The sequence below is a fragment of the Psychromonas sp. 14N.309.X.WAT.B.A12 genome, from assembly GCF_030397575.1.
Classification (GTDB): domain Bacteria; phylum Pseudomonadota; class Gammaproteobacteria; order Enterobacterales; family Psychromonadaceae; genus Psychromonas.
On record NZ_JAPNXS010000010.1, the window covers coordinates 156228 to 178081 of the forward strand.

The 21854-nt window shown below is 37.8% G+C and carries 23 protein-coding genes; 9 read left to right on the forward strand and 14 right to left on the reverse strand.

Going from position 1 to position 21854, the window contains the following annotated elements:
* Nucleotides 1–551: 551 nt before the first annotated feature.
* From OW492_RS13640 to OW492_RS13685, 10 genes are all read right to left on the reverse strand, one after another.
* Nucleotides 552–1721: a nucleotide sugar dehydrogenase gene (locus OW492_RS13640; RefSeq protein WP_290040736.1), complete on the reverse strand. Its 1170-nt coding sequence runs from the start codon at nucleotides 1719–1721 to the stop codon at nucleotides 552–554.
* A 180-nt stretch (nucleotides 1722–1901) separates the two neighbouring features.
* Nucleotides 1902–2858, reverse strand: coding sequence for a DHH family phosphoesterase (locus tag OW492_RS13645; protein ID WP_290040737.1), 957 nt, complete (start codon nucleotides 2856–2858; stop codon nucleotides 1902–1904).
* A gap of 57 nt (nucleotides 2859–2915) precedes the next feature.
* Nucleotides 2916–4031, reverse strand: coding sequence for a UDP-N-acetylglucosamine--undecaprenyl-phosphate N-acetylglucosaminephosphotransferase (wecA, locus tag OW492_RS13650; RefSeq protein ID WP_290040738.1), 1116 nt, complete (start codon nucleotides 4029–4031; stop codon nucleotides 2916–2918).
* Between the two features lie 535 nt (nucleotides 4032–4566).
* Entirely contained in the window at nucleotides 4567–5493 is a 927-nt protein-coding gene (locus OW492_RS13655) for a biotin-dependent carboxyltransferase family protein (RefSeq protein ID WP_290040739.1), read from the reverse strand.
* A gap of 21 nt (nucleotides 5494–5514) precedes the next feature.
* Nucleotides 5515–6198: a 5-oxoprolinase subunit PxpB gene (pxpB, locus tag OW492_RS13660; protein ID WP_290040741.1), complete on the reverse strand. Its 684-nt coding sequence runs from the start codon at nucleotides 6196–6198 to the stop codon at nucleotides 5515–5517.
* Nucleotides 6195–6953 (reverse strand): 5-oxoprolinase subunit PxpA, encoded by a 759-nt coding sequence (locus tag OW492_RS13665; protein WP_290040743.1) that lies wholly within the window; start codon nucleotides 6951–6953, stop codon nucleotides 6195–6197. Before OW492_RS13665 ends, pxpB begins: the two co-directional genes overlap by 4 nt.
* A gap of 20 nt (nucleotides 6954–6973) precedes the next feature.
* The gene (locus OW492_RS13670; protein WP_290040745.1) at nucleotides 6974–7489 is read right to left on the reverse strand and encodes a winged helix DNA-binding protein; all 516 of its coding nucleotides are present in this window, start codon (nucleotides 7487–7489) and stop codon (nucleotides 6974–6976) included.
* 3 nt (nucleotides 7490–7492) lie between these two features.
* Nucleotides 7493–8797: a TRAP transporter large permease subunit gene (locus OW492_RS13675; protein WP_290040747.1), complete on the reverse strand. Its 1305-nt coding sequence runs from the start codon at nucleotides 8795–8797 to the stop codon at nucleotides 7493–7495.
* Entirely contained in the window at nucleotides 8794–9351 is a 558-nt protein-coding gene (locus tag OW492_RS13680) for a TRAP transporter small permease (protein WP_290040749.1), read from the reverse strand. Before OW492_RS13680 ends, OW492_RS13675 begins: the two co-directional genes overlap by 4 nt.
* A 99-nt stretch (nucleotides 9352–9450) precedes the next feature.
* The gene (locus OW492_RS13685) at nucleotides 9451–10419 is read right to left on the reverse strand and encodes a TRAP transporter substrate-binding protein (protein ID WP_290040751.1); all 969 of its coding nucleotides are present in this window, start codon (nucleotides 10417–10419) and stop codon (nucleotides 9451–9453) included.
* Between the two features lie 523 nt (nucleotides 10420–10942).
* On the opposite strand from OW492_RS13685, the gene OW492_RS13690 reads away from it, so the two are divergent.
* From OW492_RS13690 to pcp, 3 genes are read left to right on the forward strand one after another with little or no spacing between them, the layout of a single operon-like run.
* Entirely contained in the window at nucleotides 10943–11635 is a 693-nt protein-coding gene (locus tag OW492_RS13690; protein ID WP_290040753.1) for a DUF969 domain-containing protein, read from the forward strand.
* Nucleotides 11629–12534, forward strand: coding sequence for a DUF979 domain-containing protein (locus OW492_RS13695; RefSeq protein ID WP_290040754.1), 906 nt, complete (start codon nucleotides 11629–11631; stop codon nucleotides 12532–12534). Before OW492_RS13690 ends, OW492_RS13695 begins: the two co-directional genes overlap by 7 nt.
* Before the next feature lie 8 nt (nucleotides 12535–12542).
* Nucleotides 12543–13181 carry a pyroglutamyl-peptidase I gene (pcp, locus tag OW492_RS13700; RefSeq protein WP_290040755.1) on the forward strand — a complete coding sequence of 213 codons (639 nt, stop codon included), beginning with the start codon at nucleotides 12543–12545 and terminating at the stop codon, nucleotides 13179–13181.
* Nucleotides 13182–13265: 84 nt separating this feature from the next.
* Here pcp and OW492_RS13705 read toward each other — a convergent pair whose 3' ends face one another.
* A complete protein-coding gene (locus tag OW492_RS13705; RefSeq protein ID WP_290040756.1) occupies nucleotides 13266–14090 on the reverse strand; it encodes a fumarylacetoacetate hydrolase family protein in 825 nt (274 codons plus the stop codon).
* 351 nt (nucleotides 14091–14441) lie between these two features.
* Here OW492_RS13705 and OW492_RS13710 point away from each other — a divergent pair, with 351 nt between their 5' ends.
* Genes OW492_RS13710 through OW492_RS13720 form a run of 3 tightly spaced genes read left to right on the forward strand, consistent with a single transcriptional unit; the run spans nucleotide 14442 to nucleotide 17266 of the window.
* Complete coding sequence (locus OW492_RS13710; protein ID WP_290040757.1) at nucleotides 14442–15137, forward strand: ABC transporter ATP-binding protein; 696 nt, start codon at nucleotides 14442–14444, stop codon at nucleotides 15135–15137.
* Nucleotides 15137–16597 (forward strand): ABC transporter permease, encoded by a 1461-nt coding sequence (locus OW492_RS13715; protein WP_290040759.1) that lies wholly within the window; start codon nucleotides 15137–15139, stop codon nucleotides 16595–16597. Before OW492_RS13710 ends, OW492_RS13715 begins: the two co-directional genes overlap by 1 nt.
* 6 nt (nucleotides 16598–16603) lie before the next feature.
* Nucleotides 16604–17266 carry a DUF3299 domain-containing protein gene (locus tag OW492_RS13720; protein ID WP_290040761.1) on the forward strand — a complete coding sequence of 221 codons (663 nt, stop codon included), beginning with the start codon at nucleotides 16604–16606 and terminating at the stop codon, nucleotides 17264–17266.
* Between the two features lie 45 nt (nucleotides 17267–17311).
* Here OW492_RS13720 and OW492_RS13725 read toward each other — a convergent pair whose 3' ends face one another.
* Nucleotides 17312–17740 (reverse strand): hypothetical protein, encoded by a 429-nt coding sequence (locus tag OW492_RS13725; RefSeq protein ID WP_290040762.1) that lies wholly within the window; start codon nucleotides 17738–17740, stop codon nucleotides 17312–17314.
* A 169-nt stretch (nucleotides 17741–17909) separates the two neighbouring features.
* On the opposite strand from OW492_RS13725, the gene OW492_RS13730 reads away from it, so the two are divergent.
* From OW492_RS13730 to OW492_RS13740, 3 genes are read left to right on the forward strand one after another with little or no spacing between them, the layout of a single operon-like run.
* Entirely contained in the window at nucleotides 17910–18515 is a 606-nt protein-coding gene (locus OW492_RS13730) for a flavin reductase (RefSeq protein WP_290040764.1), read from the forward strand.
* Nucleotides 18512–18949, forward strand: coding sequence for a DUF393 domain-containing protein (locus OW492_RS13735; protein WP_290040765.1), 438 nt, complete (start codon nucleotides 18512–18514; stop codon nucleotides 18947–18949). Before OW492_RS13730 ends, OW492_RS13735 begins: the two co-directional genes overlap by 4 nt.
* Nucleotides 18912–19646 carry an SDR family NAD(P)-dependent oxidoreductase gene (locus OW492_RS13740; protein ID WP_290040766.1) on the forward strand — a complete coding sequence of 245 codons (735 nt, stop codon included), beginning with the start codon at nucleotides 18912–18914 and terminating at the stop codon, nucleotides 19644–19646. Before OW492_RS13735 ends, OW492_RS13740 begins: the two co-directional genes overlap by 38 nt.
* Nucleotides 19647–19678: 32 nt before the next feature.
* Here the strand turns inward: OW492_RS13740 and OW492_RS13745 are convergent, their stop codons facing one another.
* Complete coding sequence (locus tag OW492_RS13745) at nucleotides 19679–20074, reverse strand: DUF2391 family protein (RefSeq protein WP_290040767.1); 396 nt, start codon at nucleotides 20072–20074, stop codon at nucleotides 19679–19681.
* A 33-nt stretch (nucleotides 20075–20107) separates the two neighbouring features.
* A complete protein-coding gene (locus tag OW492_RS13750; RefSeq protein ID WP_290040768.1) occupies nucleotides 20108–21238 on the reverse strand; it encodes a DUF3541 domain-containing protein in 1131 nt (376 codons plus the stop codon).
* Between the last annotated feature and the right edge of the window lie 616 nt (nucleotides 21239–21854).

A 21854-nucleotide genomic window follows, 5' to 3' on the forward strand; every position in this document is an offset into this window, starting at 1 on the left:
TGATTTAAAGTTTCCTAAATCACTTTTACGAAGCAGTAAGCCCAAAGTCAACACACATAAAACAAAACACTGCAGGCTAAAAAAGGCATCGCAGAGCTCATACGCTCATTGCCCTAGGCTACCGGCTAATTGTCACAGCGCCTTAAAAAATGTGTTGTAATTTTAGTGGGTGTTAGGTAAACAATAAACCTCTAAACATACTTCGTAATATCCGTAGATAAATGCAAAAAAGCAGCGACAGCGATTAGACGAAGTCTAATATAAGGGGCGCTGGCTTTAGCCTGCAGATCTTTTTTGTGTTGTGATTTAAAGTTTCCTAAATCACTTTTACGAAGCAGTAAGCCCAAAGTCAACACATAAAACAAAACACTGCAGGCTAAAAAAAGGAATCGCAGAGCTCATCCGCTCATTGCACTAGGCTATCGCCTAATTCGCCAAGCGCCCCTTAAAAGACGTGTTGTAGTGTTCATTAATAGTTTTTTCCACCAATAAAAAAGCCGTTGTTTATTCAACAACGGCTTTTAAAATAGTTACTTGTATTCTAATTAAGCTTAATCACTACCAAACAAGTCACGCGTATATACTTTATCAGAGACGTCTTTGATCTCGTCTACCATACGGTTAGATACGATTACATCTGACATTGCTTTAAACTCTTCCAAGGATTTGACCACTTTTGAGTTAAAGAAGTCATCGCCTTCAAATACAGGTTCATATATAACGACTTCAATGCCTTTGGCTTTGATACGCTTCATGATGCCTTGAATACTTGATGCTCTAAAGTTATCAGATCCCGCTTTCATAATAAGACGGTAAATCCCCACTACCTTAGGTTGTTTAGCAATAATAGAGTCTGCAACAAAGTCTTTACGTGTTGAGTTAGCATCAACAATTGCACCAATAATGTTATTAGGTACATCTGCGTAGTTAGCACGTAACTGTTTAGTATCTTTAGGTAAACAATAACCGCCGTAACCAAAAGATGGATTATTGTAATGACTGCCTATACGCGGGTCTAAACTAACACCTTCAATAATTTGACGGCTATTTAAACCATGCGCTTCTGCATAGCTATCTAACTCATTGAAGTAAGCTACACGGAGTGCTAGGTAAGTATTAGAGAATAGCTTAACAGCTTCCGCTTCCGTTGAATCAGTGAAAAGTACATCAATATCTTCTTTGATTGCACCTTCTACTAATAAACCCGCAAACGTTTCTGCTCGCTCAGATCGCTCACCGACAACAATACGTGATGGGTGCAAGTTGTCGTATAATGCACGCCCTTCTCTTAAGAACTCAGGTGAAAAGATTAAATTCTCACAACCTAGCTCTTCTTTAATACTTTTAGTGTAGCCAACAGGCACTGTTGACTTAATGACCATGACTGCGTCTGGGTTAATCGCCATAACATCTTTAATCACAGATTCCACGGAAGACGTATTAAAATAATTCGTCTCTGGATCGTAATCTGTTGGCGTTGCAATAATAACGAACTCAGCATCTTTATAAGCCAGTTCTTTATCTAAGGTTGCAGTAAAATTAAGTGTTTTGTTTGCTAAGAAATCTTCAATTTCAACATCAACAATAGGTGATTTTTTCTCGTTTAATAACGCAACTTTTTCTGCTACAACATCTACCGCGATCACTTGGTTATGTTGAGCAAGTAAAACTGAGTTAGAAAGGCCAACGTATCCTGTCCCTGCTACCGCTATTCTTCTCATTTTATATTCTCTCTATACTCAAAATTTAACAAACATCAAATTATAATTATTATATCAATATGGACTATACCGTTACTTTTAAATAAAAGTAGACACAAATCAACAAACTCCGCGATTTTATAGCTAAAGCCACCTCATAAGGAGTAGCCAAGGTCCGATATTGCTGTATCCACGACATATTTAACGGTAATAATCTTCGACTGTATTAATGAATACAGATAGCGACTCAAGTGGTAAATGGTTTATACCGGCAGCGGCAGCACGCCCACCACCCGTTTCAAATTGACTACAGATATCACCAGCACCTTGTTTATTCTCTAAAGGTGCGCGTAATGAAACTAAATATCCGCCCTGCGCATTCTTAGTTAATACTGCAAATGCACTACTAGGGCCTTTATTAGCTAACAAGTTGCCATATACACCGCTGATTCGGCGAGACCATTTTTGGTCTGGTAACTCAAACACGCTTAATGTATCGCTACTATGCATAGCAGGAATCGCTAATGCCTGTTCTAAATCATCTTGATATGCAGCTTGTAATGCGTAATAGGGTGATGTTTTATCTGCAAATACATCAAATGGGCTTTGGTATTTTAACAAGGCTTGAAAAAGCTCAGCTGGATCAAAGTGCAAATCCGTTAAATCAGCACCATAACCATTATAGTTAATTAACGTACCTAACTCTTTTAACTGTTCTGCCTGCTCTTTGCTGTAACCTGCAGCGGCTGATAACTGATCCGCCTTTGCAATTAAGTTATCGCCATAAGCCGCACAAATAGCCCAGTCGTGAAATTGGCCATTTAAGTGCTGATCAATAATCAATGCGGTACACATATTGGCATCAAGATCGATTAAAGCTGTTAGGTTACTATGTTCAGGAATATCACCAGCACGGTGATGATCGGCATAAAATACTTCCGCTCCTTTATCTAGAACGTCCAGTAAAGGCTGAGTATTTTTTTCCATTGAAATATCTAAAACAGTAAAACTATCTTGCGCTTCAGCTGAAACGTTTTTTAATAATTGAATATTACGTTTTACGCCAGTAACAAGCTGGGAATTTAATGGAGTGGATAAACGAAGTTGAATTAACGAGATAATACCGTCGGCATCACCGTTAAAAATATCATAATGCATAACAAAACCTTTCTTATGAAGTGGGTAACCTAAGCCGATAACATGTGTGAACCGAATTTAGTTGACGCTATTTGCCTTATTACCAAATAAACCATGAATTATGCGGCTCACTTTATGACTATGAGAATAGAAATGAAAGTATGTCGCAAATAAAATAATTAAAGATACCGACATAACCACTTCTGGGGCATTGGTGACTTCACCAATAACACCAATGCTAGCGGTCAGCAGCGCTAATAAAGAAATAAATATCAGTACTTGAGTGTCCGATAAACCTATATCTTGCAATTTATGGTGTAGGTGGCCTCGGTCGGCTTGAAATGGAGACTGACCATTCTTGAGTCGTCTAATAATATTAGCAATCATATCCATCACTGGAACAGCCATTAACCATAATGCAATAACTGGTTTAAAAGCGATAAATGCAATGGCTTTGGGGGTATTATCATCAATATGCATAGCTTCTTGACTACCAGCCACCAGCAAACAAATCATGGTAAAGCCAATAAAGAAACTACCCGAGTCGCCCATAAATACTTTGTAGCGATTACCCGGTAATAAGGATAGATTACACATTAGAAAAGGAATTAACGCGGCAATAAAACAAACACAAGTAGAAGAAAGGTGAAACTGTCCATTAACCGCAAATAGCAACGCCATCGCTGAAAAACTGATAATACTTAAGCACCCTAATAAACCGTCTACCCCATCAACCATATTAAAAGCAGTGATCACGCCAATCACCACTATGATAGTAAATAGTAATCCAAAGCTACTTAATTCAACCTCTCCTAACGCAAATAAATTACCGAGGGATAAGATTTGTAAATCTGCAAAATAGTAAAGAAAAGCAGTAATCGACATCATGGACAAGAGGCGCAATGAAACTTTCAAATTAACTTTGTCGTCAATAACCCCTAGCAGCATTAAAAAACCTGCACAACAAACAAAAGCGAGTATTTCTGGCGTGAAATTTTGATTCATGAACAAAGCAAACACTAACGCAATGTAAATCGCAGGTCCGCCAATAACCGGGATATTACCTTTATGTAATTTACGATGGTCAGCTCTATCAACAAGCCCAAATTGAATTGCTTTAGGATGGAAGAAATAAAATAGAAAGGCAGAAACAGCAAAAGACATAAGCGATGTTATTATCATTGAACTTAACATTACTGACACCTTTATTGTTTGTTCACTTATTGTTCATAATCGATGTGTATATTAAAGTTTACAAAATAATTTTATAAGTCACTATTTTTAAAATGATTTTAATATAACTAAAAGATTAACTCTTAATTTAGATTGTAATCGAATTTGACTTTTAATCAAATAATCTATGGCCAATAAAAGACCCTATCTTCTCTAGTAAGTTCATATCAAATAATAATATTTTCTTAATAAAGCGTTTAATACCGCTAATAATGACGCTTAAATTAAGGTTCATTATAACGCATTCATATTACTCCAAAAGGAATATAAATTATTTTTTTTGATTTCTTCCAGCCTCTTTTATTCATTTTAATTATTAACGTTTGCTGGTGTGGGATATTTTACTTCGTGTCGCTCATCTAAGCCGATACTCGTGTGCGATGACTCTCATACTGGCAGTATGCACAGAGCTTACCCACTCATGAGACTAACCTGTGCAAATTAATCGCTTTTATCAAGAATATATAACGATCTACTTCTTTTTACTTTTACGCTTTTAATCCCCCTCAAAAAAGTATTGTTGTACTTGCTGTAGTTCGGCTTCGGCTTGATATAGGTCTTGTTCGAAGAATTGCACCTTAGTGCCTGGTGTTGCCTGGCTTAATAAATTTAAATCGCGTTGGCAGATACAACCTATTTTCGGGTAGCCGCCTATGGTTTGCCTATCTCGCATTAATACTATAGGTTGTCCATTTGCGGGGATTTGAATTGCGCCAAGTGCAATACCTTCTGAAATGAAATTTTGTTGTTTAACCTCAACAGCTTTTCCCTTAAGACGATACCCCATTCTATCCATCTCAGGGGTGACGGTATATAACTCATTAAAAAGCGTTGTTCTAGCAGACTCACTAAACTCATGAAATTGGTAAGTTGGTAATACTCCCAATCTAATGACGTTATTAAAATCAGGAGTAAATTGTTTCGGTACAGTACGAGTGTAATGACGTTTTATGCTTTGATACGGAACAACATCACCATCACTCAGTTTATGGCCCTGCTGATCTAAACCACCTAGCTGATCACGCATGACACTACTCATACTTCCCAGTGTTTCGGTGATTTGAAATCCACCAGCAACCGCAAGATAACTACGTAATCCTTTACTCGGATAACTTAACTCTAAAAAATCTCCCGGACTTGCTTGCCATGAATGCCAAGGAAAAATGACCTGTCCATTAAGCTTTGCCTCAACATCTGCACCACAAACACTGAAAGTAGTTTCTGCTTGAAAATAGGCTTGAAAAGGCCCCATGGTTATCTCTATTTGTGCATCATTGGCAGCGTTATCTAATAATTTATTTGCCCAATGAAATGCATGGCTGTCCATCGGGCCGCCTGGTGTTACACCAACATCTTGATGACCATAACGACCAAGATCCTGTAACAAGCTCAGCACACCAGCCTGTTTAATATGTAATGTCATACTCTTTCCATTTTATTCACGTTACAGCTCGCCACCCATTGCGAGAAAAGTAACACGGTCAATCGCTTCAAAACGCACATGTTCGCCAACCGAGAACTGGCTTAAATTATCTTGAGAAAAGTCTAATAAGTTCACTGGAGTGCGTCCAATAACTTGCCAACCACCGGGCGATGAGCGTGGGTATACTGCGGTTTGTTGATCTGCAATAGCAACACTCCCCTTCGGTACCTTTGCTCTCGGTGTCATTTTACGAGGCATAGTAATTGATTCAGGTGTATTACCTAAATAAGCAAAACCAGGGGCAAAACCAATGGCAAATACACGATAACATTCAGAGGTGTGTAGCTTTACCACTTCTGAAAAAGGCAAACCAGCATGTTCGCTGATCTCTGCATAGTCTAGTGCGACCTCTTCCCCATAATAAACGGGTAAGGTGATTTGCTTTGCAGCAGGAGTGTCAACGTTATGCGCCTCTATTTGTTCAAGCACTCTTTTCACTGCTAATACAAACCCCTGCAGCCCTGTTTTACGTAAATTACAACTTAATAAGATAGACGTATAGGAAGGGACAATATCCGATAACATTGTCGCAAGGCCATTTCGTAACAAGTGACAAGCGTAAGCAATACGATCAGCTGTTTCTATACTGACGGTATCTGAAAAATAAATGATCACACTGTTTTCATTGACCAAATTAATTTTCATGAAACATTCTCACGGCTTTCACTTGTAGTTTTAAGTTGTTGATATAACGCTTTCGCTACATCAACAGCGAGTGCTCCATCGCCATGTATGCATAATGTATCAGCTTTAATAGGCACTTCGACATTATCAATACTCAACACACTTTGTTGTTCGACCAAACGTATCGCCTGTTTACAGATAGACTGTAAATCACGATGGCAAGCACCTGGCTGACTTCTTGGTGTCAAACGACCATCCTGCTGATAAGTACGGTCAACAAAGGCTTCAAATAAAAGAGTCACTTTATGCTGCCTAGCCATCTCTTGATAACGTTGATAATCAGGGACCGCCATGACCATAAAAGGTAAAGTCGCATCGTATTTAGCTAACGCTTCAATTAATGCCTTAAAGATAGCATCGGATTTCATCATCGCATTATATAAAGCGCCATGCGCTTTCACATAACTAAGCTGTACACCTTCACTTTGGCAAATGCCCTGTAATGCACCAAGCTGGTAAATAAATAAAGCTTGTAATTCATCCAATGGCATTTCAATAAAGCGACGGCCAAAACCTTGTAAATCGTTATACCCAGGGTGAGCACCAATTTGCACATTTTGTGCTTTAGCATTGCGAACTGTCTGCAACATAACACTGGGATCAGAAGCATGCATTCCACAAGCAATATTCGCCATATCGATAAAAGGCATAATCACTTGATCTTGACCTAACTCCCATATACCAAAGCTTTCACCCATATCACAATTTATAAGCATCACTGACTCCTTATCTAGCCTTAAAGAGAACTAGCCGATCTTGAGGCTTGTGCATAGACACCAGACAAGGTTCTCATTAGTTTTGCCACTTCACCTAACGAGTCATCAATAGAAAGATGCTCTAATGCTTGAATAAGACACTTCTCTCTCACTGCTGCATATTCTAAGCAATACTTTTTACCTGCCTCTGTCACACTGTAGAAGGTTTCTTTACCACACTTTTTATGAGTCAACATGCCACTTTTTACCAACTTTCTCACAGAATAAGAGACGTTATGTGTGTCATCTATATTTAAAGTAAATGCAACATCGGTAATACGCTTTGCTCTCTCTCTATGAAATATATTATGGATAACTAAATTATCTAACGGGCTTAAGTTATGTTGCTCACAAGCATTACTACATGACTGCATCCAACGTTGGAAAGCATTGTTGACCATGGTTAAACCATATTCAAACTCACTGAGGGCTTGTCCATTTTTACCCACTAAGTGAGCGGATGATAAAATAGGGACATATTCTGGTTTTTTATTCATTTTTTATCCTCTCGACATTGAGTTTGGTAACCAAGTAACAATCTCAGGAAAAACAGTGACTATAAACACTGCGGCAACTAATAATAGGAAGAAAGGTAATGCCGCTTTAGCAACAAAGAAAATATTTCGTCCGGTTAAACTTTGAATAACAAATAGGTTAAAACCAACTGGCGGGGTAATTTGAGACATTTCCACCACTAATACGATATAAATACCAAACCATAAAGGGTCAATACCTGCTTCAATCACCATAGGGAGCACCACTGACGTAGTTAATACCACTACAGATATACCATCTAGGAAACATCCAAGAATGACGAACATAATAGTCATTAAAAATAACAGCATATAAGGTGAGAGATCTAATAATGCAATATTCTCGGCTAGCATTCTAGGCAAACCAATAAAGCCCATTGCCATGGTTAAGAAAGCGGCTCCAGCAAGAATAAAGATGATCATACAAGAGGTTTTAACTGCTCCCATTAAACTATCAATAAAACTGTTTAAGCTTAATGATCGACTACTAAGCGCTAGGACTAGGGAGCCAAGTACACCAAAAGCAGCAGCTTCTGTTGGTGTGGTTAAGCCTCCATAAATAGAGCCAATGATGAAAATAACTAATGCGCTAACGGGAATTAAACGCGCTAATGAACGCAGCTTTTGTGCCCATGAGTAGTGTATTGTTTGCTGAACTTTATCACTTTTTTGGCGCATAGCCCAAAACGCGGTATAACCCATAAACATAATAACCAGCATAATGCCGGGTAACGCACCAGCCATAAATAAACGACCAATAGACACTTCAGCAGCGACACCATAAACAATTAAAATAATTGAAGGTGGAATTAACAAGCCTAAGGTACCAGATCCGGCTAATGTCGCGATTGCCATTTTATCATCATAACCTTGACGTTTTAATTCAGGTAAGGTCATTTTCCCGATAGTAGCCGCTGTTGCAGCTGATGAACCAGATACCGCAGCAAAAATGCCACAACTTAAAATATTAACATGTAGTAATCGGCCCGGTACTCGGCTTAACCAAGGAGTTAATCCTTCAAATAAATCTTTTGATAAGCGTGTTCTAAATAGGATTTCTCCCATCCAAATAAACAAGGGTAATGCAGCCAATGACCAATCAGAGACAGCCCCCCAGGTTGAAGTGCTATATAACAAACCAAAATTGTCATTACCTAGTAACATTAATCCTGCAAATGAAACGGCAATTAAAGTAAAGGCAATCCAAAAGCCACTCGCCAGCAACGCAAATAAAACACCTAATAATATGAATCCAATAGTTATCTCGTTCATGACTTACTCTCCGCGACTGATGATTCATTAAGGTCGATAGGCGCACTTTCACTGAGCGCTTCTTCTTCAGACTTTGGAAGAGGCTGATCAAACAACAGATGACAAATAGTTTGGTCAATAATAGCAATACTAAAAAGAACCATTCCTACAGCTAATGGTAATTGTACTAACCAGAGTGGCACAGCAATATAGCCAGAAGAAAGCTCATCGAAGATATATGATTCATATACTAAGTAGATCAGTTGCCAGCATAAATACAAAATTAATCCGCAGCCTAAGCTTAAAATGACCCTTTCAATAAGTTTATTAACTACTGCAGGCAAGCGAGAAGTAAAAAGGCTTACGCGGATATGTCCACCTTCACGAAAGGTGTAAGCTAACCCTAAAAAAGTGGCTGCCGCTAATAAAAATCCAGCAAAATCATCGCTAGAAGGAGCTTCAATACCAAGCCAGCGACCTATAACGCGGGCCAAAATAATACAACAGATGGCAATAATACATATACCTGATAATGCACCGGCACAGAGATAAAGTTTATCTAAAAAGGAACGCATAGCGCTAACTCCTATGATCTTAATAATACAGCTAGGGTTAGGTTCGCTAATCCCTAGCTAAGAAGATAACTGGATAGTTATCATCATAAAAGTGACTTCTTAGTGGTACTCACTTAATAGTGCTTTACCTTCTTCTCCAGCTTCTTCAGCCCACTCTTTGGCCATATCATCACCAATTGCTTTTAGTGATCCCATTAGTTCAGGTGTTGGCTCAACTACCTTCATTCCTTTAGCTGCTAGCTCTTGGGTTTTGCTAGTCGTTTCATTAATAGCCATCTCCCAACCACGTTGCTCAGCAGTTGCCGCCGCAGTTAATAATGCTTGTTGGAAAGATTTGTCTAAACGTTTAAATGCACGTTTATTAACAATCACCATATTTTTAGGGATCCACGCCTGCACGTCCGTGTAGTTATTAACATAATCCCAAGATTGGCTGCTCACGCCCGTTGTTGGTGAAGTGATCATCATATCAATAATGCCTGTCGAGAAAGCTTGTGGAATTTCAACAGTTTGTACAGTCGTTGGCGAAGCATTTAATAAAATAGCTAAACGCGATAATGTAGAACTATAAGCACGTAGTTTCGCACCTTTAAAATCGTCGATGTTATTGATCGGCTCTTTACTATATAAGCCTTGTGGAGGCCAAGGTACTGAATACAAAAGCATCATCCCTTTTTTATCTAATTTAGCTTGTAGCGCTGATTTAGAAACTTCATATAGCTTTTTAGCTTGTGTAAAGTTTGTGGCTAAAAATGGTAGGTTGTCCAATTTATAAATAGGGTCTTCATTACCTAATATACCGATAAATACTTCACCAATCGGTACTTGCTGTGTACGTACAGCTCTTGCTATCTCTTTATGTTTAATTAAAGAAGCACCAGCATGTACGATAATTTCGAACTCACCATCTGTTGCGGCTTTTACCTCTTCAGCAAATTGGCGGATATTTTGTGTGTGATGTGTTGCATCAACATAAGGAGTTGCCATATCCCAACGTGTTGCTGCGTTTACTGTTGCAGAAGTACATACCGCCAACGTTAATGCGGCCACTTTAATAAATTGCTTCATAGATCATCCTTATCCTTTATTAACTTACAAAATTAATGTAAATACATATTACGTGTAAATTACATTCAATATATCCTATGATTCGTAAAATGCATGGTTCGTACCATTTTCAACAATTGATACTTGACCTTGACTTTCTCCTTCAACCAAAAAACATAAACTATTGTTTATAAATAATTAAATTTACTTTTTTATTTTTCTTGATCGTTTTTTTAAAAAAATAAATATTAAATTAATGGTTCCCTCCGCGACTTAAAAACAAACCAAAATAGTGCATAAAGTCCCAAATTAGTGCAGCCAATAAGTTTCTTTGATCAATGATTTTCTTTAAATAACAAGTTTGTGACCACTCAAGCATCTATTTATCGTGATCAAAAAAAGATCTATGACAAATAATAATATTGGCTCAGTATATGCAGAATACAATTTGCATTCACTTTGCGTTTAAAATGAATTCAAATTAAAACCTAATTCAAACTTGAACTTTGAATACCGACAAATACTTTATATTAGGGACAATATTATGATCGACTTCTGGCCATTGATAGGCATTGCTATTATTACAATAGGCTTTGCTTTAAGGCTTAATACTTTATTGGTGATTTTAGTGGCGGGCGTGGTGACAGGCTTAGTTGCTCATTTAGACCTTATCGAGATTCTATCTATATTAGGCGCATCATTTACTAAGAATAGATACATGTCATTATTTATACTTATTTTACCTATGATTGGTTTATTAGAGCATTACGGCTTAAAAGAGCGAGCTGAAGCACTGATCTCCTCCATGAAAAACTCATCTGTCAGTAAAGTCACATTGAGTTACCTGTTACTACGTAAATTCACTAATGCTATTGGATTAAGTTTAGGTGGGCACCCAACTATGGTTCGTCCATTAATCGCACCGATGGCGGAGGCTGCAGCTGTAACAGATGCTCCAGACTTACCTGTTAAAGATCGCTTACGCGTTAGGGCATTTAGTGCAATGAGTGAAAACTTTGCTAATTTCTTTAGCCAATTATTGTTTATTGGTAGTGGCGGTTTATTACTTATTAAAGGTGTATTAAATGAAAGCGGTTATGCAATGGAATTAGATGATATGTATTACTGGGCCCTGCCTACCACCTTTGCCTCCATATTTATCTTCTTTATATTTGCTAAGTTGCAGCAAGGTCAAATCGAGAATACCCGTACAACAGTGGAGAAAGAGCAATGTTAGAATATGTATATCAAGCAACAGGCTTACTCTTAATTGCCTTTTCACTACAAACCTTCGTTGATACCAGTAACAGTAAACGTATAGGTACTGGATTATTTTGGTTAATTTACGGCTTATCCTTTATTTTAGGTACTATTTTGCCTGATTGGTTTATCGGTTTAATGGTATTGGCTTTAACGCTTATTGCAGCAGGCGGATTTATGGGAATTGGGCACTATCGCCACTCTGATCCTGCATTTCGAAAATCCAGCGCAGATAAATTAAAAAATAAAATGTTCATTCCTGCGTTAATCGTGCCTATTGGTACGATCATGTGGTCTAAATTGACCGGAACCAGTGCTTTAATTGGTTTAGGGATCAGCGCCTTACTTGCATTGATAGTTGCATTAATGATCACTAAAGGCAAAGCACAACAAAGTGTACATGAAGGTCGCCGTCTTATTGATGCAATTGGCTGGGCAGCTATTTTATCGCAATTTTTAGCCGCATTAGGCTATTTATTTGGTGAGGCAGGTGTTGGTAATACTGTGTCACAAATAGTGAAAGAGATTGTGCCTGACAGTAACTTATTCGCTTATGTACTTTGTTATACCTTCGGTATGGCTCTCTTCACTATCATTATGGGTAATGCATTTGCAGCTTTTGCGGTGATTACTACTGGTGTTGCGGTCCCATTATTAATGATTGAACAATCTGGCGACCCAATCATCATTGGTGTCATTGGTATGCTATCTGGTTACTGCGGTACATTAATGACGCCTATGGCGGCTAACTTTAATATTGTCCCTGCTGCATTATTAGAATTAAAAAACAAAAACCAAGTGATCTATATGCAGTTTTTCCCTGCACTATTAATGCTTGCCATTAATACCCTCCTTATCTACTTTTTAGCATTCTAAGGTTAATTATGAAAACCATACTTATTACAGGATTTGAACCTTTTGGTGGAGATAAAATCAATCCAGCATTGGAAGCCATTACACGATTGGAAAACACACCGATTGAAGGGGCAAAGATTATTACCTGTTCAGTGCCAGTTGTTCATCAAAAATCCATTGATACTGTGATTGCAGCCATTGAACAACATAAACCAGACTTTGTAATGACTGTAGGTCAAGCAGGCGGTCGCGCTGCAATTACTCCCGAACGTATCGCGATTAATCTTGATGATTATCGAATTCCAGATAATGAAGGTAATCAAGTGACCGATCAACCGGTAGTGATAGATGGACCGGCGGCGTACTTTTCAACTTTGCCGATTAAAGCAATGACAAAAGCAATCCAAGATAAAGGTATTCCCGCACAGGTCTCAAGCACTGCAGGTACTTATGTATGTAACCATCTTTTTTATGGTGTGCAACATTATCTACGCAACTCTAATATTGGCCATGGTTTTGTGCATATCCCTCTCATGTCTGAGCAAGCAATTGACGGATCTAAACCAACTTTATCTTTAGACTTGATTGTTGAAGGCTTAGCAGCGGCAGCACAGGCTATTGTAAAAAATAAGCAAGATATTGATTTTGAAAGTGGCAGTATTTGTTAGGTAATGATTAATAGTCCATGATCAAGACATAAAAAAAGCGATCTAATAAGATCGCTTTACTAGTTTCTTTATTCGGTTAGTGTTTTAGCTTTTGCTGTTATCTACTAATGTGAAATTCATTTCACATACATCACCAAACTTCACCGTAGACGTTGCGCCCACTAATGCTTCGTGTACACCAGTAATTGCACCAGTACTACAGATTGAACCAGCAGGAAGTGTAATTCCACGCTCAGCACAACAGTCAATCATAAAGGCTAATGCAGCCATTGGACCATTTAGAATGCCATCGGTCGGCGCTGTATTAATTAACTCACCATTGATGCTAGTGCTTGTTTCCATAGTAGTAATAGCATTCTCCCAGTTTTCGATCTCAGTACCCACGATCACACCATATTGGTTACCGATATCTGAAATAATAGCCGTTGGACCATAGCTATTTAAATCAATCACAGGGCTGCTTGCCATTTCGATACCGGCATAAACTGCTTTCACTAAATGAGTAACACCATCAGCAGTATTGATACTACCAGGTTTGATCTCTTGGTTTATTTCTACCACTAACTCAGGTTCAATGGCAATAAACCCACCAGCAAAGACAGGCAAGTCAAACGCTTCACCCGTCGCTTGTTTTTCAGTTAATTCAATATGTACTTCTTTAAAAACAGGGCCCAATACACGTACATCACCTAATGTATCGCGTAAATCAGGTGGAATCATGCCTACTTTCCAGCCAACAATTTCTTGATCTAAAGCTTCAATAGAGGCGTCTTGTACTTGGTAAGCTTCTTTTAGCGTACTTGGAATTGGTCCAGGAAAACCGTCTACAATACGAATCTCTTTACGTGCACTTGATAGTGCTTGAGCTAGTTCACTAATTTGTTCACTCGTTAATGCTGTAGTTGACATAAAATACTCTCACAATGGTTTGATAAATTTATGGGTTATTAGCGACAAGTGGGTTAATACTTGTGCGATTAAATTCAGTATAAACGTCCTATAAGTTCAAACAAAGTGATTATTTTGTATTACTTAATGATTTTGACTAAGATCTATTATTCAATTACTTACTCAAAAAATATTGTAAATTTCAGATTATTTAACATAGAGAATCACCAATTATCTTCGCTTTCTATTTAACCTCCCCCTTGCTTATAGCAGTATCCTTGAGGAATTTTAAATTTTGTTATGTTATAACAAGATAACTGTTATATTGTAACAAAGTGATATTTGACTATCTTCAAAACAAACGAGAAAAATATGATCAATATAAATAACTTACGCTTTGCTTGGCAAAAAGAGCCGATTATTAGTATCGATGCACTTAGCATTGAACAAGGACAACACCTTTTTATTGAAGGTCCTAGTGGCAGCGGTAAAAGTACATTATTAAATTTACTCGGCGGTGTTATCACTCCTCAAAGTGGCGATGTTGAAATACTTGGACAATCATTAAACCAGATGTCTTCAAGTCAAAAAGATAGTTTTAGAGCAAATCATATTGGATTTATATTTCAGCAATTTAATCTTATCCCTTACTTAAGTGTCTTAGAAAATATTACCTTACCTTGCACCTTCTCTCCAGACCGTAAACAAAAAGCATTAAGTCATAGCGGTAGTTTACAAAAAGAAGCAATACGTTTGCTGTCTGCACTAGGGATTAATGATACAAAACTAATACAACGCAGCGTGAATGAGTTAAGTGTAGGGCAACAGCAACGTGTAGCTGCAGCAAGAGCAATGCTAGGTAGCCCTGATATTATTATTGCTGATGAACCAACTTCTGCGCTTGATAATGACCACCGCCAAGCATTCATTAAAATATTATTTGAAGAATGTGAAAAAGAAAACATCACGTTAATTTTTGTTAGCCACGATGCCACATTAAAACACCATTTTTCTCATCATATGAATCTTCAAGAGCTCAATCAGGTTAGCAATAAGGAGGCTTTGTAATGGCTATTTTATCATTAGCTTTTAAAAGTTTACTTAACCGTAAACTGACTTTTTTCATTACTCTCTTTTCAATTGCGATCAGTGTTACCTTGTTATTAGGCGTACAAACGTTAAAGACAGAAACTAATAGCAGTTTTATGAAAAGTATCTCAGGCACTGATTTAATCATCGGTTCTAGAGGTGCATCCTCTCAATTATTATTAAGCTCTGTGTTTCATATCGGTAATACCCCTAATACAATTAAATACAGTACTTACAAAAAGATCAGTCAATCACCAGCCGTTGAGTGGGCTGTACCAATTTCGATGGGAGATTCTCACAAAGGTTATACAGTGATGGCCACTGATTTAACTTTTTATGACTACTTTAGCTTTGCCAATAAACAACATTTAAGTGTAGAGCGAGGGGCAATTGATGATGATATGTTTGCTGTTGTTATTGGCTCTGAAGTTGCTGAAAAACTAAATTACAAGATTGGGGATCAAGTTATCGTGACACATGGTGGCGGTGAAATAGAAGGTCATCATCATGACAATATTCCCTTTTATATTAGTGCCATCCTTGCGCCCTCTTTTACTGCAATTGACCAAACTTTAATTATTTCATTAGAAGCAATGGAAGCGATGCACACGGATAATCACGGTCACTTTGGCGCTCTACCAGGTGAACAGATTCTACCAAGTGATAACCATCAAGACCATGACGCACACCAACATCATGACGAAATAGCTCATGAGGAACATGCCGACCATGACGCACACCAACATCATGACGAAGTAGATCATGAGAAACATGCCGACCATGACGCACACCAACATCATGATGAAGTAGCTCATGAGGAACATGCCGAGCACAGTCATCAAGATACACAAGACCAACGTATTGCACGTTTATTAAAAATAAAACCAGAAAAGATTAATGCTATTTTTATTGGCTTAACTTCACCCCAAGCTATTTTAGGTATGCAAAGTTACGTCAATAACTACCAAGCAGAACCATTATCTGCGATTATTCCAGCTGTCGCGCTACAAGAACTATGGCAATTCTTTAGTCTTGCTGAAGTGGCATTGAATATAGTCACAGCTTTTGTTGTCCTAGTTGGACTATTAGGTATGCTGAGTATTATCTTAATGAGTCTAAATGAGCGCCGAAGAGAAATGGCAATATTACGCTCTGTAGGTGCAAGACCTAGCCACATCTTTGGTTTAATTATTGGAGAAGCTGGCTTTGTTTGTTTTGCTGGTATTTTACTAGGTGTTGCATTACTGTATCTACTGCTGTTTACGCTACAGGCCCCCTTAGCAAGCTATTACGGGTTCTATTTAGAGATCAATATGCTAACGTCTAACGATTTGTTTATTTTAGCCATCATTCAATTAAGTGCATTGATTATCGCATTTATTCCGGGATGGTTGATTTATAAATATTCATTGTCAGATGGGATGAGTATTAAATTTTAGGAAATTATGAAGAAGCTATTATTAATCACCTTATTGCTGAGCTTGACCTCAATGGTTCAAGCTCAGCCAATGAAAATTGGTTGGCAGGATTTAGAAGGTAAAGTAGAACCTTATCAAGACCCTTTTGCAGAGCTAACCGATGATCAGTTATATAATTTATCCGTGTATGGACGTATTTCAGAAATGCAACGTCTCTACCCAGATTACGAATTAACTGAGGAGATGTTACAAGAAGCAGAAAATGCCAAGGCGCAATTAATAGCCGAGAATGTCGATATTGATTATATGTTTGAACAACGCGAAATCATTATAAAAAAACGCGAGAAGGCAGCATTAATCACCAATGATCTATTAGCAGATAGAGAAATTGAAATGGCCGGTTATATGCTAGCGCTTGAGTTTGATGAAGGGACAGTTTCTGAGTTTTTATTGGTACCGACGATTGGTGCCTGCTCGCACAAACCGGTACCGCCAGCAAACCAATTAATATTTGTCAAAGCCAAAACCCCCGTTGCGGCAGGCTCGCCTTACATGCCAATCAAAATAACAGGCACTTTACGAATTACACCAGAGGTGAAAGATCTATACCTTGTAGATGGCACAAAAAAAATCACTATGTCTTACAGTTTAGACAATGCAATTGTAGAGCCTTTTATAGCCACACATTAGATAATTTAATTAACCCTATAGCTAAATTGTTAGCTATAGGGTTAATTATTGACTTCTTTGAACCTTAAAATCTTTGCCTACATCATTTAATAAATTCACTGTTACCGTTTTCCCACCCCAACCATGTACGTTACATTTTGCCCGTACCATTACTTTATGCACATTAGTCTTAATGTTAATTTCACACAAACTGCGTGTAAAAGGTTGCTCGTTATCATGAGGATGAGCCAGCTTTCTTTCCGCTAATACGTTACCTTCCATATCCACTACCTGCCACGCATCAGCATAATGCTCCCAGCCTTGATCATTATGTTGCACCTGAGTAGTAAAACACCAACTACCTTGTTCACTTTGAAGTGCTTTAACATAAGTCACTTGGGCAAAGTCTAACGGGCTTGTGGTAACCGCCTTTCCTTGTGCCAAAGGCACTGCGATTAATAATGAGAGCACTATAACCGTATAAAATTTTTTCATTATTCTACCTACTTCACTCCATGAACAATCCTCACGGTAGCATAACATTGTGTTAATTTTATAAGCAGTAGATCTTAAGTTGAGTCAAAAACGTATCTTTAATTATTAAAACAGAGGTTAGGAGCTTGGTATCGCTATTCAACATTTTAATCAACAGCACATGAAACAGATGCCTTCACGGTATCGAGCTCGATTTATTAATAGCTTATCGGGCTTTAAAAGTGCCAACTTAATTGCTACACAAGACAATCAAGGTAACACGAACGTTGCTATCTTCAGTTCAATAGTGCATTTGGGTGCATCTCCTGCATTGGTTGGATTCATTATGCGTCCTGACACTGGTCAACGACATACCCTAGATAATATTATTGAAACTCAGACTTATACAATTAATCAAGTCTCTGAGGCTTTTTACCAACAAGCACATCAAACATCAGCACGTTACTCGATAGATGACAGTGAGTTTGATATGACAGGGCTAGAGTGCGGTTATATTGATAACGTCCCTTTTGTTAAACAAAGCAATTTAAAATATGTGGTTAAATTAAAAGAGATAATGCCTATTCCACTTAACAATACGCAAATGGTGATTGGTGAAATTACCGATGTATTATGCGAAGAAAGTGTGATTGAAAAAGATGGTTATATTGATATAGAAGCATTACAAACGGTCACTATTTCAGGGTTAGATAGTTACCACAGTAGCCAACGATTAAGCCGGTTAAGTTATGCAAAACCAGATATTCCACTCCATGAAATAGAGTCTTCAAAATGAATACAAAACAACTCACTATTTTCTTTGATGGGCAATGCCCGCTATGCACCTTAGAGATGCAAAGGTTAAAGGAGCAGGACAAAGATAATCAAATCCTACTTGTAGATCTGCACCAAGAAGATTTTAAAACAATATACCCTGAGATCAACATTGAACAAGGGTTAGCTATTTTACATGGGCAATATAAAGGAAAAATACTACTAGGTTTAGATGTCACGCACAGAGCATGGACACTAGTAGGTAAAGGCTGGTTAGTTGCCCCACTACAATGGCCAATTATTAGGCCACTTTCGCATCAAGTTTATCTGTTAGTCGCTAGATATCGTCAGCCCATTTCCAACTTTATTTACCAACGTTTTGGTATAGGTATTAAACACTGTGAACAAGGAACCTGTTATGGCAAACCCAACGACATTAATCATCGGAGCAAATAGTGAAATAGCGAAAGCATTAGCGTTGCAAACAGTACATGAAAATGACAACGCACTGATTGTTATCACTCGAGATCCTAGCTTTTATCAACAGCCTCTATTCCATAACAGTAAAGTCATCGCTTTAGTCGATTATCAAGAGCATTCTATTAATGAGGCCATTGATAACATTAAGGAAGATGCAGAAACACTGATTACCAATGTCTTTATCTGTCATGGATTATTACACAACAAACATATTACCCCTGAGAAACGCTTACAGGCATTTGATGTGGATAGTTTTACAGAGGTTATCAATGCCAATACCATCACGCCTATGTTATGGCTGAAAAACCTGGTCCCATATTTATCTGGAAAGCAAACCTGTAAAATTGTTATTTTTTCTGCAAGAGTAGCTAGTATTTCTGATAATAAAATCGGTGGATGGTATAGCTATCGCGCTTCTAAAGCTGCGACTAATATGTTGTTAAAATCAGCAGCTATTGAACTTGCTAGAACCGCTAAAAATATCAAACTTATTTCGTTTCATCCGGGTACAACTGACAGTCCTTTATCCAAACCATTTCAGAAAAATGTGCCGGCAGGTAAATTGTTTACTAGTGAATTTGTTGCATCTCAATTATTTGATATCGTAGCGAACACCCAACTAGATGGTGAAGCTAGCTTCCTAGATTGGAAAGGAGAAAGTATCCCCTGGTAAAAAATCAACAGAGTAAGGGTGATAAAAGCTCCTTACTCTTTATCAAAGCTATCTACGACGATTGCCCCCATCGATGCAGGCATACTGATAACGATAATACGTTTGATGGCAGTCCAAGGGGAATCAATGAATGGCAATTTATTGAGGCATAGCAATACGAGTGCAACTACAAACGCAGTCATTAAATAAGCGATCACAATACGAAAGACAAAAACAAAGCGTCTATGCTGAATATTGGTTTGAAAAACACTATGGTAGGTATATAGACTTAAAAATAAAATTGATAACGACAATAACATTAACAAGTTACCTGTAGGTAATGTCTCGCCAAGGTGCCATGCCTCTTCTGAAAAAGAAACCGGAACTGCTAATGCAAATGCACCTACAAATATTTGCCCTGCATCTTCCACATTAAAACTGTATTTCATATAAACCTTTATTAAAAATAGTCGTTACGGAGGCTACTTAGGCACAAGGCCATAAGGAACAGAGTTAAACAGATCTGGCTGCGCACTTACAGTTGGAGCTTGATGTACGCCCCTCCAATCCAATAACATAATCGCTAACACATTACGGTGCTCTCCTTTTTTAAGATCAAACTCTCCATCTACAGAAGGCACTAAACCATGCTCTCTATCTAATGCTTTTTGGATAACACTTTGTGTTTGAAGCACCACAGGATCATCAGCCAAACCGGCGAGTAAAAAATTAATACCAACTTCTGCAATTACATCCTCTTTGGTACGCTTAATAATCATGTCGATATTGTTTCGATAATAATCATAGATCCATTGAAAGTCAGTTTCTTTAATTGGATGTTGGTAATATGCCGAAGCGGCGAAGATAATATGTGTTAAACCATACACTTTGTTAATTAACTGTTGTTCAGATAATTGCTGATCTTGATGATCTGGATAGGTTTCTCTGAATGCCTCTATAAATTCTTCAGTTACATCCTGCTCACCTAGTTGCTTTAACCAGTATACTTGATTAGCTAACTGTGCAGCCCAAGCTTTTATCATCTCTGGATTGGTCGCATAGGTAGTAAAGTTATAACGACGTATAATGTCTCTTAACTTAGCATCCTGTTGATGCTTTAAACCATATTCGTTTGCGCGCGCCATAGACCCTAATAAATCAACACCAAGGTACAAATATTCAGGTATCGCTTTTGTAACCTGATAACGTAATACGCTTCGTTCACTTACATCGGTTAAGTAGTTATTAATACGCTTTGCTGAATAGTCAATTATTTGCTCAGGTGTATGCACTTCACTGCTAAAGTAATTTAAGCGACTTGCTACACGTGCCATGTCAGACCATATCGCAGCAGCATACTTGTCATTTAAGCTTTGACGGTACATTCTCAGCCCATAGTGGCCAGATTTGAAAGCAGATAAGGTATATAACTGAGATTCATAGGTATTGCGGATCAAAGCAGCATCTTGTTTAAATGCATTGCCAATAATAGTTTGGTTACTAATACTTTGAGAAACAGCATGTGTATCAGTATTTTGATTAAGAGGCTCAAAAAAAGTCATTGTAATCAATAAACATAAAACAACCACTAGACTGAGCATGAGTGATTTCATAACTATTTCCTTATCAATATAAGTACCCTTTAATACCAATACATTAATACCTTGATCATTCTATAAAGCCTAATACTATCTACTAAAAATTTAAAAATTAGCAAAATAAGCCTATGTTTAATAACGTATTAACGAAGTAATGAATAATAAGACATTGTTTAAATGCTTAAGTTGCTATTACCAAATAGACATTTTCTAATTATCTGATATCAATACTAATCAAGAAATGTTGATGCTGAAACTATCGGGCACAATTAAGAAGATGACAAGATTCAAACAATAATTCGCAGGTTTCGCTTTTTAATCTATGCAATTCAATATTGGAACGTTTATTCCTAGAGACTAATCGTCGAATACGATGATTAACTGCGATTAACCAATCAATACTCGATAAATCCCTAAAAACCAACACAAACAACTGCAGGCTGAAGCCAGCGCCCCTTAAAAGATGTGTCGTCAATTGATATATAAATAACGATAGACTCAGATATAGTCGAATTTTAGACATAAGAGTACCTTCTCGATGTAAATCAACAGGATTCGTTTAATGAGGCGCGTCGTCGCGGAGCTTAGCCCGCTCATAAACCGATACTGGCGTATCATTCGCCCCTAGCTA